13 protein-coding genes are annotated in these 13962 nt (G+C 71.5%); 2 read left to right on the top strand and 11 right to left on the bottom strand.

What is annotated here, in order from left to right; genetic code table 11:
• Positions 1-155 precede the first annotated feature (155 nt).
• The gene (locus ACWD3H_RS05025) at positions 156-557 is read left to right on the top strand and encodes a GlcG/HbpS family heme-binding protein (protein ID WP_355548486.1); all 402 of its coding nucleotides are present in this window, start codon (positions 156-158) and stop codon (positions 555-557) included.
• A gap of 79 nt (positions 558-636) precedes the next feature.
• On the opposite strand, the gene rbsK is transcribed toward ACWD3H_RS05025, so the two are convergent.
• The 11 genes from rbsK to ACWD3H_RS04970 form a co-directional block, all read right to left on the bottom strand.
• On the bottom strand, positions 637-1533 hold the full coding sequence (gene rbsK / locus ACWD3H_RS05020) for a ribokinase (protein WP_355548483.1): 897 nt from the start codon (positions 1531-1533) through the stop codon (positions 637-639).
• Positions 1530-2906, bottom strand: a complete 1377-nt coding sequence (locus ACWD3H_RS05015) for an ADP-ribosylglycohydrolase family protein (RefSeq protein ID WP_451954068.1) — start codon at positions 2904-2906, stop codon at positions 1530-1532. The genes rbsK and ACWD3H_RS05015 overlap by 4 nt, the downstream gene beginning before the upstream one ends.
• On the bottom strand, positions 2903-4063 hold the full coding sequence (locus ACWD3H_RS05010) for an ADP-ribosylglycohydrolase family protein (protein WP_451954067.1): 1161 nt from the start codon (positions 4061-4063) through the stop codon (positions 2903-2905). The genes ACWD3H_RS05015 and ACWD3H_RS05010 overlap by 4 nt, the downstream gene beginning before the upstream one ends.
• Positions 4060-5025, bottom strand: a complete 966-nt coding sequence (locus tag ACWD3H_RS05005) for an ADP-ribosylglycohydrolase family protein (RefSeq protein WP_451954066.1) — start codon at positions 5023-5025, stop codon at positions 4060-4062. Before ACWD3H_RS05005 ends, ACWD3H_RS05010 begins: the two co-directional genes overlap by 4 nt.
• 4 nt (positions 5026-5029) lie before the next feature.
• Entirely contained in the window at positions 5030-5992 is a 963-nt protein-coding gene (locus tag ACWD3H_RS05000; RefSeq protein ID WP_451954065.1) for an ADP-ribosylglycohydrolase family protein, read from the bottom strand.
• Positions 5989-7284, bottom strand: coding sequence for an ABC transporter substrate-binding protein (locus tag ACWD3H_RS04995; RefSeq protein ID WP_355548468.1), 1296 nt, complete (start codon positions 7282-7284; stop codon positions 5989-5991). Before ACWD3H_RS04995 ends, ACWD3H_RS05000 begins: the two co-directional genes overlap by 4 nt.
• Positions 7285-7310: 26 nt before the next feature.
• Entirely contained in the window at positions 7311-8129 is an 819-nt protein-coding gene (locus tag ACWD3H_RS04990) for a carbohydrate ABC transporter permease (RefSeq protein ID WP_451954064.1), read from the bottom strand.
• Position 8130: 1 nt separating this feature from the next.
• A complete protein-coding gene (locus ACWD3H_RS04985; RefSeq protein ID WP_355548462.1) occupies positions 8131-9042 on the bottom strand; it encodes a carbohydrate ABC transporter permease in 912 nt (303 codons plus the stop codon).
• A complete protein-coding gene (locus ACWD3H_RS04980) occupies positions 9039-10052 on the bottom strand; it encodes a LacI family DNA-binding transcriptional regulator (protein WP_355615180.1) in 1014 nt (337 codons plus the stop codon). The genes ACWD3H_RS04985 and ACWD3H_RS04980 overlap by 4 nt, the downstream gene beginning before the upstream one ends.
• Before the next feature lie 424 nt (positions 10053-10476).
• Positions 10477-11124 carry a response regulator transcription factor gene (locus tag ACWD3H_RS04975; protein ID WP_355548456.1) on the bottom strand — a complete coding sequence of 216 codons (648 nt, stop codon included), beginning with the start codon at positions 11122-11124 and terminating at the stop codon, positions 10477-10479.
• Positions 11115-12365 carry a sensor histidine kinase gene (locus ACWD3H_RS04970; protein ID WP_355548453.1) on the bottom strand — a complete coding sequence of 417 codons (1251 nt, stop codon included), beginning with the start codon at positions 12363-12365 and terminating at the stop codon, positions 11115-11117. Before ACWD3H_RS04970 ends, ACWD3H_RS04975 begins: the two co-directional genes overlap by 10 nt.
• A 213-nt stretch (positions 12366-12578) precedes the next feature.
• Between ACWD3H_RS04970 and ACWD3H_RS04965 the strand changes: the two genes are divergently transcribed.
• The gene (locus tag ACWD3H_RS04965; protein WP_451954150.1) at positions 12579-13919 is read left to right on the top strand and encodes an acyltransferase family protein; all 1341 of its coding nucleotides are present in this window, start codon (positions 12579-12581) and stop codon (positions 13917-13919) included.
• Positions 13920-13962 lie beyond the last annotated feature (43 nt).

Genomic DNA, 13962 nt, shown 5'->3' with positions numbered 1-13962 from the left:
GTCTCTCCCGTCTCACCGGGCGACGGTCCCGGCCCGTGCCGGTCCTCCGGAAGGCTCGCGTAAGCGTCGGATCGTTATGACACCTCGGATCGCCCGACCGGCGACGCCCGCCCCGGCGGTCGGAGCCGGCGGTCTTCGAAACGGTGAGGAGCCCGGTGAACCTGGAACTCGCGCTGCGCATGTGTGAGGCCGCGGTGCGGCAGGCCGTGCGGGAGGGGGCGCTCATCTCGGTCGCGGTGGTCGACGCGGGCGGGCATCTGGTGGCGTTCCAGCGGATGGACGGCGCGCGGATCTCCGGCCCCGTCCTCGCCTCCGGCAAGGCCCACACCGCGGTGGCCCACCACATGCCGACCGCCGACCTCGCGCCGCTGGTCCTGCCGGGAGGCGAACTGCACGGGCTGGCCGGCGACCGGTACGTGTGCTTCGGCGGCGGCATCCCGCTCGGGGAGCCCGGCAACGGCCGCGGGGTGGTGGGCGCGGTCGGCGTCAGCGGCGGCACCATCGGCCAGGACGTGGCATGCGCCGAGGCCGCCGCCGCCCTCTGGGAAGGGTCATAGCGGGATATATTCGGAGACCTACCTCATCAGCGGCTAGTGCTCCCGCGCCCGAGGTCGGCCGGGAAATCCCCGCCGGATGTCAGGCACCGGCCGTGGAAAGGCTCCGGTCGATCTCGGCGCGGGTGGGCATCGAACTGCTGGCACCCGCGCGCTGGACGGACAGGCCCGCCGCCGCGGTGGCGAAGCGGACGGCCCGGTCGGCGGGCTGCTCCTCGAGGTGGGCCACGGCGAGGGCGCCCACGAAGGTGTCGCCCGCGGCCGTGGTGTCCACCGCGTTCACCCTGGGCGCCTCGACCCACACGGCGGCCTCGTCGCCAGCGGAAGTGAGCGCGCCGCGCGCCCCCAGCGTGATGATCACCCAGCCGACCGTGCCCCTCAGCTCCTCCAGGGCGCGCTCGTGGTCAGCCTGACCGGTGATCGCGACGGCCTCGTGCTCGTTGGCCACCAGGATGTCCACCGCCTCCAGCAGCTCAGCGGGCAGGGGCTGGACGGGTGCGGGGGTGAGGACCACCGTGGTCCCGGCGGCGCGGGCGGCCCTGGCGGCGGCGGTGACCGCCTCGATGGGGAGCTCCAGCTGCAGCAGGAGCACGTCGGAGCGGGAGATGACCTCAATCTCGGCCTCGGTGGGAGCGGTCACGGTCCCGTTGGCACCGGGAACCACGATGATCGAGTTGCCGCCGCCGCCGTCCACCACGATCTGGGCGATGCCCGAGGGGCCGGGGACCGTGCGCAGGTCCGTCACGTCGACGCCCGCCTCGGCGAGCGTCCTGCGCATCTCGGTCCCGAAGTCGTCGTCACCCACGGCCCCGAGGAAGGCCACCTTGGCACCCGCCCGCGCGGCGGCGATGGCCTGGTTGGCGCCCTTGCCGCCGGGAACCGTGCTGAAGGCGCGACCGGTCACGGTCTCGCCGAGCGCGGGTACGACATCGACATAGGCCACCAGGTCCATGTTGACGCTGCCGAACACCGAGATCATGATTCCTCCGCCCCCAGGGCCAGCGTACGGCGGGCCAGCTCGTCCAGGCCGATGCCGTCGAACCCGCTGATGCTACTGGACAGCCGGTTCTTCAACGACCACCCCTCCGGGATTCCCGACGCGCCGCGCAGCGCGCCGACGATCGAACCCACGGTCGCCCCCGCCGAGTCGGTGTCCCAGCCGCCCGCCACGGCGCCGGCGATCGAGGCGGTGAAGTCACCCCGGCCGTGGACCAGTGCCGCCGTGATCAGTGCGGCGTTGTTGATCGTGTGGACCCAGTGCAGCTCCCCGTGGCGTGCGTGGAGCCGGTCGACGACCCGTTCGAAGTCCGGTTCCCGGTGCGCGTCCTCGGCGGCCTGCCGTACGGCGGCGGCCAGGCGGGAGTCCGGCGGGATCACGGCGAGTCCGGCGGCGACCACCTCCTCGACGGAGGAGGCCGTCAGCGCCGTGGCGCACATCGCCGCCACGAACATGGAACCGTAGATCCCGTTAGCGGTGTGGCTGAGCCGCGCGTCGCGCCAGGCGAACTCCGCGGCCGTGGCCGGATCGCCGGGGTTGGCCCAGCCGTAGACGTCGGCCCTGATCAGCGCACCGATCCACTCCCGGAACGGGTTGCGGAAGGTCGCCGTGGAGAGAGCCCGCGGGTCGTGGGGGGCGGGCGGTTCCAGGCCGGCCAGCAGGTTGCGGTAGGCGGCGCGCTCGGCGGTGAAGACCCGGCCGCCGGGCAACTCGTCCAGCCAGAGCCGCGCGACGTCGTCGGTGCCGAACCCCCGGCCGCGCCGCTCCAGCAGGGCCAGGGCGAGCAGCGCGAAGTTGAGGTCGTCGTCCTCGGGGACGCCGTCGATGTTCTCGGCGAGGCTGTTGACGGCGCTGCGACGGTTCCACGGCCAGCGCCGGCCGATCTCGGCGGGAAGCCCCCTGGCGGTGAACCATCCTCGGATCGGCCAGTTCCCTGTCGCCTCGGCGATCGCCCTGATCCCCTCCCGGGGGATCTTCTCCACCGGCTTGCCCAGCACGCAGCCCGCCGCCCGGCCGAGCCACGCGCCGAGCATCCGGTCCATGACCTGTGTGCCCGAGGTGGCCGTGCCCCTTTGTGACGGCCACCTCGGGCAGGCTGTGACGATCTCGGCCAGGGTGGAGGGCTCGGCGAGCGGGGACGGGATCGCGGCCAGCTCGTCGAGCAGGTCCTCGGCCAGGCGGCGCAGCCGTACCGGAGGGGCCTCTGGCGAGGCTCCCGCCCGGGTCGGGGCGTCGTGTCCTCCCGCGGCCTGCCAGCGCGCGGCGATCTCCGTCACCTCGCGGCCGTCCTCGGCGGCCTGGCGCAGCTCGTGGCCGACCAGGTCCTCCGGCTGTACCCAGGTCAGCCTGATCATCCGGCGTCCCCGGCGAGGGCGGCGAAGGCGGACTCGTGGGCGCGGCGGCGTTCCAGGTCCGCGCCGTGGATGCGGCGGGCGACGCGGGCCAGGCTCAGGCCGGGGGTGAGAAGGTCGATGCGGCTGGCGGTGGAGATCTGCTCCACCCAGTCGGCCGGGACGGCCTCGCGCCCGCCGAGGGCTCCGGCGACGGCGCCGCCCATGGAGGCGATGGAGTCGGCGTCGCGGCCGTAGTTGACGCCGCCGAGGACGGTGTCGCGGTAGTCGCCCTTGGCGATCAGCAGGAAGGCCAGGGCGAGTGGGAGTTCCTCGATGCTGTGCAGGCGGCTCGGGCGGCGGGCGCCGAGACCCTGGTCACGGTAGGTGTCGGCGACCGTGTCGTAGGGCTTCATGGCGGCGCGCAGCGCCTCGAAGGAGCCGTCCCAGTGGCCGAGGCCGCGGGCCACCGAACACACCGCGTCGATGGCCGCCTTGGTACCGTCCCGTGCCAGCCGCAGGCAGGCGGCGACCACCGAGTCAGGCGTCGCCCCCGGGCGCATGGCCTCGGCCACCGCGGCGGCGAGCACCCCGGCCGCCTCCCGGCCGTAACTGGACTGGTGGGCGCCGGCAAGCTCGATCGCCTCGGCGTAGGCGGCGTCGGGGTCGGCGGCGTTCACCACGCCGACCGGTGCCATGTACATCGCGGCACCGCAGTTGACGATGTTGCCCACGCCCGCCTCACGCGGGTCCGCATGACCGTAGTGCAGCCGCAGCACCAGCCACTTCTCCGCCAGGAAGACCCGCTGCAGTAGCAGCGTCTCGGCCTCCAGTTCCGGGATCCAGCGCTTCTCCCCCATCATCTCCGGTACCAGGTGCTCGGCCGCCGCGTAGGCGTCCAGGTGGCCCCCGACCCGCTCGTAGACCCGGATCAGCGCGTGGGTCATCAGGGTGTCGTCGGTGATGTGGCCGTCACCCTTGTGGTAGGGCGCGATGGGGCGGGCGTTCCGCCAGTCCTCGAAGTACGGCGGGACCAGGCCCTCGACGTACCCGCCGTAACGCTCGTGGATCTGTTCGGGCGTCCAGCCCTCGGTGGCGCCGCCGAGGGCGTCGCCGACCGCGGCACCCGCAACGCATCCCACGGCCTTGTCCTCAAGCATGCCCCTGCCCGCTGTACTCATCCGATCCGTCCCCTCGCGATGTCCAGTAGATCGATTCCCGCCAGTTCGGGTAGGCAGCAACCCGTCAGGGTGGTGCTCCACCCTCGGGGCAGCGCGTCGTGGCCGGTGAACGCGCCGGTCAGCGCGCCGGTCAGCGCGGGCGCGGAGTCCGCCGCGGCGGCCAGGCAGGCGGCGGCCGGTACGGCGGTGCGTATCGAGCCGCCGGAGACCTCCGCCAGCGCGAGGGCCACCGGGAGCGTCTCGGCGGCGGCTACCCCGTAGCTGTAGACGTGGTCGAACAGCGCCGCGTCCAGCGCGGGCACCGCCGCGAACGGATCGCCCGCCTCACGCGCGACCGCGAGCGCGACGCGGGTCGCGCGGCCGATGACGGTGTCATCGGGAAGCGCCTCCAACGCGGCCCGCACGGCTTCGCCCATCGGACCGCCGTCCACCAGGACGCCGATCGCCCGGGCCATCGCGACGGCTCCGAGCACGCCGTCACCGGCGTTGGTGACCTGGGCGTCGGCCGTGGGGTCCAGCCCGGCGGCCCCGAAGGCGACCGCCCGCACGGTCGCGGCGTCGTCGAAGAAGTGCGGGTTGTCGTGCCCGCTGGCGGGAGGGCCGAGGCCGCGCGCGAGGTTGTCCAGCGCGGTCCGCACCGAGATCCGCGCCCTGACGTCGTCCCTGCCGGTCAGACCGGCGAACGCCTCCGCGCGGTCCTCGTCGATGGTGAGCACGGTCCAGGCGAGCCATTCGGCGTCGTCGGACGGCCCCATCACCAGCGGCGCGACCGGCTGGTTGAGCGCGAACGGCACCGGCAGAGTGGTCACCCGATGCTCCTCGGCGAAGGCGTCGAGCTCGCGGTGGAGGCGTCTGCTCCACGGTGCGTGCACCCCCGCCCGGTGCCGTGACGACGGCCATCCCGCCGCGTCGCCCATCGCCAGACCGGCGAACGCCCCCAGGATCCTGTCCCCCGACATCATCGCCCTACCTCCCTTCCACGAGCTGATCGGCCATGTCGAGCACGTGCCGTCCCGCGGTCACCGGCAGGCAGCGCCCCTCGACCGGGCCGATCTGCCGTGCCCACCGCTCCGGCACCGCCGCCTCGCCGCGTCCCGCTCCGGCGAGGGCGCCGGCGATGGCCGCGGTGGTGTCGGCGTCCCGTCCCAGATTCGCCGCGATCACCACGGACTCCTCGACCTCTCCCTCGCCCATCAGGTAGGCGGCGAAGGCGAGGGCGACGGCTTCGGGAGCCAGGTCCGTCCACGGGTAGTGCCGGACCACGACCGCCTCGTGCAGCCGCCCGGCGACGTCGCCGGATCCGGGGCCGAGGGCCTCGCGGGCGCGGTTGACGCTGCGGGCGGTCCACGAGTCCTCGGGGATCACGCCGAGGCCGGCCGTGACCGCCTCGTCCGGGGAGGCGCCCGCCATCGCGGCGGCCACCGCCCCGGCGACCGCACGGCCGCCGAGGATGCCCTCCCCCGCGTTGCTCACGCTGCCGTCGACCTCCACCAGACGGGCGGCCTCGCCGGGGTCACCCGCAGCGAAGATCCCGTACGGTGCGGCGCGCATGGCCAGGCCGTCCGACCAGCCGTGGCGGTGCCACTGGCCGGTCAGCGGTGGCCGGAGTCCCTGCCGGAGTGCCTGGATGGCACCGAGCTCGGAGAAGCCCGCGCCCTTCATCGGTCCGTCGATCAGCGGGATGATCTCCTGGTGGTAGGCCTGGGCGACATCCTGGGAGGTCAGCGCGTATCCGTGCCGTATGAGCAGGGAGGCCGCGAAGATGGTGTACTCGGTGTCGTCGGTGCCGCCGCCGTCGATCTCGGTCAGCCTCCCCCAGCGGGCGGCGATCTGTTCGGGCGAGAGGTTCTCCGCCGGCCGCCCGAGGGCGTCGCCGGCCGCGAGGCCGAGCAGACACCCCCGGGCGCGCCCCCGATGTGTCAACGTCACTGGTTGTACCGCTCCAGCACCTTGTTGCCCTCGTCGACCAGCTTCTTCGCCGTCTCGTCGAGGGTGATCTTGTTGGCGAAGTACTGCTGCAGGGCCGGCGTGGCCACCTTGCTCTTCCACTCGTCGAAGCCGTTGACCTTCAGGAACGGCGCGACCACGAGGTTCTTGGCCGATGCGGTCGCCACGTTCCAGCCGTTCTCCTCGGTCGTCATGGCGGGGTCGCCCGCGGCCTTGACAGAGGTCGGCAGCAGCCAGTCGCCCTTGGCGAGCTTGACCTGGTTGGAGCCGTTGAGGAAGAAGGAGATGAACTTCAGCGACTGCTCGGGATACTTGCTGTCCGCGGCGACCGACAGCGTCTGCGAGACGGCGCCCTGCTCGGCGGTGACACCCTTCAGCGGCGGGAGGGTGATCCACTCGAAGCCGTCCGGCGCCTGCTCCACGACCTGCTGGCGCAGGTAGACACCGGCGGGCAGCATCGCGTACTTGCCGGCGTAGAAGCCGGGCAACGGGTCGGCGGAGCCCATGCCGAGCGCGGACGGGTCGGCGGACCTGTCCTTGTGGAGCTGGTCGTGGATGCGCTGGAGCACCTCGCGCTCCTCGGCGCCCACCTTCACCGTCGTCTTGCCGCCGGCGTCGGTCTGGAAGAAGGTGCCGCCGAAGTTCAGGCCCAGGTTGAGCACCTTGTTGACCGGCGACTTCATCGGCCAGGCGACACCGTAGGCGTCGCCCTTGGTGAGCTTCTTGGAGATCTCGGCGAACTCGTCCCACGTCCACGGGCTGTCCGGGGCCGGGATCCGCACGCCGGCCTTGTCGAGCAGCTTCTTGTTTCCGATGATGACCTGCGACTCCTGCAGGAACGGCACGCCGTACACGCCCTCCCCGCCCTTGCCGTCGCCGAAGGTGACGGTGTCCCAGGCGCTCTGCGGGATGTCGCCCTTCAGCTCGGCCGGAACCTTGTCCTTGAGGTCCAGCAGGTAGCCGCGGTTGGCGAAGCCGGCCAGGGCCGGGGAGTCGTCATGGATGACGTCCGGGGGGTCGCCCGCCTCGAAGGAGGTGACGAGCTGGTCGTTGACGTTGTCCCAGCTTCCCTGGATGTACTCGACCTGGATCTTGGGGTTGGCCTTGTTCCACTCCTCGACGAGCTGCTTGTTGGCGGCGATCGACTCCTTCTGCCAGGCGAGGCTCTGGAATTTGATCGTCACCGGCTCATCGGGGGCGGCCGCGGGCGATTCCGAACCGCATCCGGCGGCCAGGACGAGGAGGCCTGCGGCCAGCACGACCCTCATGCGCATATGACTTCTCCTATCGGGGGGTGGGGCTATCCCTTGACGGCCCCGGCCATCAGGCCGGACTTCAGCCGTCGCTGGATGAATGCGAAGAACACCAGGCTCGGGATCGTCGCCAGAAGCGAGGCTGCGGCGAGCGGCCCGAGGCGCACGACCCCCTCCGCGCCGGTGAACTTCACCAGCGTCAGCGGCAGGGTCGCCACATCCGGGTCCTTGAGGACGATCAAGGCGAACAGGAACTCGTTCCAGGAGGAGATGAACGAGAACAGCAGGGTCGCGACCACACCGGGGGCCAGCAGCGGGGCGACGACGCTCAGCAGCGACCGCACCCGCCCGGCCCCGTCCACCGCGGCGGCCTCCTCCAGCTCACGCGGTACGGCACGCACGTATCCCTGGAGCATCCACAGCGCGAACGGCAGCGTGAAGGTGACGTGCACGACGGTCAGGCCGGGCAGCGTGTTCACCAGGTCCAGCCTGCGCAGCACCATGAACAGCGGGATGATGATCAGGATGAACGGGAAGACCTGGCTGACCAGCACCCATCCGATCGCGATCCGGTTGACCAGCGAGCGGTAGCGGGCCAGCGCGTAGGCGGCGGGCAGCGCCAGGACCACGGTGAGCACCGCGCTGGCCACCGCGACGACGAGGCTGCGCACCCCGCTGCCGACCAGGTCCTGCTCGGCGAAGGCGTCGGCGAAGTTGGCCGGCGTCGGTGAGCGCGGGATCCACGTCGGGTCCAGGCTCGCCATCTCCTGCGGCGTCTTCAGTGCCGTGGACAGCAGCCAGACCAGCGGGAACGCCAGGAAGACGATGTAACCGGCCAGGGCCAGATAACGCAACGCCTTGCCCATGTCAGCTCGCCTCCCGCATCTGCCGCCAGAGGTAGGCGCCCAGCACGGCCAGCACGACGATCACGATCGCCACGCCCAGGGTGGCCGCGTAGCCGAAGAAGCCGTAGCGGAAGGCCTCCTCGTAGGCGAACAACATGGGCAGGCGGGTCTGGCCTCCCGGGCCGCCCTGCGTGAGAACGTAGACCAGCCCGAACTGGTTGATGTTCCAGACGAAGTCCAGTGAGGTGATGGCCACGATGACCGGGCGGAGCTGGGGCAGCGTGATGTTCCAGAACCTGCGCCAGACACCCGCGCCGTCCACCTCGACCGCCTCGTACAGCTCCTTGGGAACGCCCTGCAGCCCGGCCAGCAGCACCACCGTGGTCTGCGGCATGCCGGTCCAGATCCCGACGACGATCACCGCGGGCAGCGCGATGGAGAAGTCGTTGAGCCAGTCGATCTCGGTGCCCAGCATGCCGTTGAGGATCCCGGCGTCCGGATGGTAGACCAGCCGCCACATCAGCCCGATGACCACCGGCGGCATCGCCCACGGCACCATGGCCAGCACCCGGGCGAACCCCCGGAACCGCAGATCCTGGTTGAGCAGCAGGGCCAGCCCCAGCGAGGCCAGGAACTGCAGCACCGTCACCGAGACCGCCCAGATCATCCCGATCCGGAACGACGCCCAGAAGTCCCCGTCGGAGAGCAGGTCTCCGAAGTTCGACAGCCCGACGAACGAGGTGACCGAGTTGCGCCCGGAGCGCGCGTCGGTGAACGCCAGGAAGATCCCGTAGAGCAGCGGCCCCACGCTGAACACCAGCACGGGCACCAGCGCGGGCAGCATCAGCAGCAGCGCCTCACGCCCCTGCCGCCCGCCCTTCCGGGGTTTCCTCGGGCTCGCCGTCCTGACCGGCCGGTCGGCGGTGAGGGTCACGGCGTCTCCTCTCCTGTGGTCGAGGCCCTGACCACCAGGCGGGGCGGCACGGTGACCACTCTGGGCTCCCGCTCGCCGTTGCCCAGCCGGTCCAGAAGCAGTTCCGCCGCCGCCCTGCCCCGCTCGGCCGAGCCGAGGGAGACGCTGGTCAGGGCGGGCCAGGCGACCGCGGCCATGTCGATGTCGTCCATGCCGGCCACCGCCACGTCCTCGGGCACCCGGCGGCCGGTCCGGCGCAGGACGTCCAGGGCGCCGAGCGCGATCAGATCGTTGGCACACATGATCGCGTCCAGGTCGGGTGCCCTGGCCAGCAACCGGCTCACCGCGGCCGCGCCCTCGGCGCGGTAGAAGTCACCGATCTCCACCAGGTTCTCGTCATACGGCAGGCCGAGGGCGGTGAGCGCCTCGGCGTAGGCGGTGGACCGGGCCGAACCGGGGACCGTGTCCAGCGGGCCGTTGACGAACCCGATCCGGCGGCGTCCCAGGGAGTGGAGGTGGTCCAGCGCCAGCCGTACGCCGGTGCGGGAGTCGGTGCGGATGTTGTCCACCCGCGTGCCGTCCGGCACCGAGCCGATGATGACGACGGGGGCGCGGGCCGCCTCGACGGCCTTCAGATGCGCCTCACTCACCCTGAGCGGGATCATGATCAGCCCGTCCACGTAGCGCTCGCCGAGGCTGCGGAGCACGTCGATCTCGTCGGCGACGTCCGCGTCCGTGGAGTGCAGCACGAGACGGTATCCGGCGGCCTTCAGCACCGGCTGGATCTCACGGACCATCGCCAGGTAGACCGGGTTGCCGATGTCCGCCATCGCGAAGGCCACCTGGTTGGTCCGGCGCGACTTCAGCGACCGGGCCACCGAGTTGGGGACGTACCCCAGCTCCTCAGCCGCGCTGAGCACCCGGCGCACGGTGTTCTCACGGGTCGGCAAACCGTTGAGGACGCGGGAGACCGAGGCGATCGAGACGCCCGCCCGCTCCGCGATCGTGGTGATCGTCGGCCCGTCGCTCACAGAGACCACGCCTTTCTGTAAACGATTACGATGACCTTGATGACTTACTGAAAACGTTTACGGAGTTAGAGGAATGTAACTCGCGCGCAACAGAGGACGTCAAGTCACGATCGAGTAACAGCACGCACGGTGGACGGCGGCCCGGCTGTCGCGGCGTTCCAGCCGGCGGGCAGGGGGCAGCGGCACCACCTGGTCGGCGGATACGTCCCGACGCTCCCGGACGTCCCCGGAAGTGCCGGTGGCGTGGCTCGTCGCCAACGGATATCCGGAACGGACGAACTGACCGTCGTCCGATGGCAGGTGGCCGGGCCCAAGTCGTGGGCGACGGTCACGAGCCGGGCCCGGTCGCGTGCCCGGAGCCTGTCGAGCGGGCATCCGACGTGACCGTACCGACGCCGAGGTGCGCCGGGCGGGACCGGCGAGGTCAGGAACGCAGGTAGGCCAGGACCGCGAGGACGCGGCGATGCTGGTCGCCGTCCTCGGCGTACAGGCCGAGCTTGGCGAAGATGCTGCGGATGTGCTTCTCCACGGCCCCGTCGCTGATCACCAGCTGACGGCCGATGGCGGGGTTGGATCTGCCCTCGGCCATCAGGCCGAGCACCTCGCGCTCGCGCGGGGTGAGCTGGGCGAGAGGGTCGTCACGACGACGCCGCACCATCAGCTGTGCCACCACCTGGGGGTCGAAGACCGTACCACCGGACGCGACGGTGCGCAGGCCCGCCATGAAGTCGTCCACATCCACGACGCGGTCCTTGAGCAGGTATCCCACCGCGCCCCTGGCGTCGGCGAGCAGGTCGTCGGCATAGGAGACCTCCACGTACTGGGACAGGATCAGCACCGGCGCGCCCGGCACCCTCCGGCGCGCCTCCACCGCCGCCCGCAGCCCCTCGTCCGTGAAGCCGGGCGGCATCCGCACGTCCACCACCGAGACGTCGGGCCTGTGCTCGGCGACGGCGGCCACCAGCCGGTCACCGTCCCCCACCGCGGCGACCACCTGGCAGCCGAACTCCTCCAGGAGCCTGATCAGGCCCTCCCTGATGAGCACCGCGTCATCGGCCACGACTACCCGCACGGAACCTCCGCCACTATGACCGTCGGCCCGCCGACGGGTGAATCGACCACCAGCTCGCCGTCGACCGCCTTCAGGCGGTCACCGAGACCGGACAGGCCATGCCCCTTGGCGACATGTGCGCCGCCGACCCCATCATCCCCGATTGTCAGCATCAGGAAGCCACCTGTCCTGGTCAGCGTCACGGTGCAGATCGTGGCGTGGCTGTGCTTGGCGACGTTGGTGAGGGACTCCGCGACGACGAAGTAGACGCTGTTCTCCACGGCGGCGGGGAATCGTCCCTCCACCTGGACGTCCAGCTCGACGGGGACGGTGCAGCGCCCGGCGAGCGCGGCGAGCGCGGGGGCCAGGCCGCGGTCGCTGAGGATCGGAGGGGCGATGCCGCGCGAGAGGGCACGCAGCTCGTCCAGCGTCTCACGGGTGGAGGTGATGGCCTGGCCGAGCATCTGCTCGACTCCCGCCGGATCGCGCTTGAGCTGGCGCTGTGCCCGTGACAGGTCCATGGCCAGGGAGACCAGGCGCTGCTGCGGCCCGTCATGGATGTCACGCTCCAGCCGGCGCAGCGCGTTGGCCTCGGCCGACACCGCGGCGGCCCGGCCCTCGGCCAGGTCGTCGATGCGATCGTGCAGCTCGGCCACCCCGGTCAGCATGGCCCTGCCGAGCCCGGCCTGGACGAGCGCCGCGCTCCGCACGACCGGCGAGAGAGTGATCGCGAACAGCACGCCGATGACGGTGTTGATCACCACCTCGACCCAGAGACCGCCGCCCAGGCCGAGGAGCAGGCCGAGCCCGCCGTCGTTACCGGGGATGGCGTAGACGATCCACCCGTAGAGCGGGTAGGTGAGGCCGAGGATCGTCCCGGCCCACCAGACCACCGTGAAGACGAAGGTCACGATGGAGATCGGGAAGGCCACGATGCCGTAGAGCAGGTCGAGCCAGGACTGGCCGTTGGTCAACGGATTGATCATCCTGCGGAACCATCCGGCGCTCTGCGGAGCGGGCCGGTACCTCGGCCTGGCGACGGGGCGGCCGAGCACCTCGGGCAGCCAGCGCCGCTCGACGTCCGCGAGGCCCCGGGCGACCAGGAGTGTCGTCGCCAGGATGGGCAGGCCCACGAACACCACGGCCAGGCCTGTCCCTGCGGCGAAACCGGCCACCATGATGACGAACCAGATGACGGAGAGGGGAAAACCCACGAGCAGGTAGCGGGTGTCGGTGCCGATGCGGCTGAGAAGGGTTCTCATGCCGTCAACGCTATGAGGCCGGACCACCGCAGGCGACCCTGCACACCCGTTTGTCGGGGTGGGGCCAGCACTACCTTCGGTGGTGGGGGGATCCGGCGAGAAGACTGATGCATACGTCACTGCGCCGCGGCGGTCCCGGCGGGAGGCTTTTCACACAGCCTTTCCTGAGGTTTTCGCTCCCCCTCCCCGAGAATCGAGACCCCTTTGACCGCCGTGATCCCCAGCCCGGCAACGCGTCCGGAAGCCCGCACGGCACCGGCGCCCGCCGGTCGCGACCCGTTCATCGACGTGCTCCGCGTGTTCGGCATGGCCCTGGTGGTGCTCCAGCACTGGAGCATTCCGGTGCTCTCCTTCGCCGACGGCCGGATCACCACCGGCAACGCGCTGGCCACCGGGAACGGCTGGATGATCACGTGGATCAGTCAGGTGATGCCGCTGGTCTTCTTCGCCGGGGGCGCGGCGGGCGCGATCAGCAGGCGCGCCGCCGTACGGCGCGGTGACGCCACTCCCGCCTGGCTGGCGACGCGCCTGCGCCGCCTGGCCTGGCCGGTGGTACCACTGGCGGCGGTCTGGCTGCCCCTCCCCCATCTGCTCCTGACGCTCGGCGTGCCGGAGCAGCCGGTCACGACCGCCTCGCGGCTGGCCGGACAGCTTCTCTGGTTCCTGGTGATCTATCTTGTCGCGGTGGCGCTGACCCCGCCGATGCTCAGGCTCAACATGGCGTACGGCTGGCGGGTGCCGGCCGCGCTGGCGGCGGGGGCGGTGGCGGTGGATCTCCTGCGCTTCACCAGCGGCCTGGAGGTGACAGGTCTCCCCAACATCGTGCTGATCTGGCTGGCGGTGCACCAGCTCGGCTTCCTGTACGCCGACGGGCGGCTGGGCCGCTCCTGGATCCTGGCGCTGGCCGGGTACGGTCTGGCCGCGGCGCTGGTGACCTTCGGCCCCTACCCGCTCAGCATGATCGGGATGCCGGGTGCCGCCGTCTCCAACATGGCACCGCCCACGCTCGCGCTGCTCTCGGTCGGGGTCGGCCAGATCGGGCTGGCGCTGGCGCTGCGCCGCTGGATCGTCTCATTCGCGGAGTGGCCCGGGGTGTCGAGGGCGCTCGGCTGGGCCGGCGGCCGGATGATGACCCTCTATCTGTGGCACATGAGCGCGCTGTTCGTCATCGTCTCGATGGTCGTGGTGGGCCTGGGAGTCTCCACCCCCGAGCCGGGCACCTCGGCCTGGGTCTCCGGCTGGCCGCACTGGCTGCTCATGCTCACCCTGGCGATGTGGCCGCTGCTGCGGGGGCTCGCGCGGTTCGAGACGCCCCCCTCGGGCAGGCCGTACACCGGGGGGATGGCCAGGATCGTCGTGGCCACCGTGCTGGTGGGACTGGGGCTGCTCACGCTCACCGCGATCGGCTTCGTCCCGGGGACGGCTCCCCTGCTCGGGGCGGGCGCGATCGTGGCGGGCCTGGCGCTCACCGGCCCGTCCTTTCGCACCTCACCCGCCTCACGGGCGGGCGTTCCCGGGCCGCGTCCGGCCTCGGATCACCCGCGGCACGTCTGACGGCTCCGGCGCTCCAGCCGACGCCAAGTCCTTTTACTAGCTG

The sequence above is a fragment of the Streptosporangium sp. NPDC002607 genome, assembly GCF_053592655.1.
This window is presented reverse-complemented; position numbering and strand designations above follow the sequence as displayed.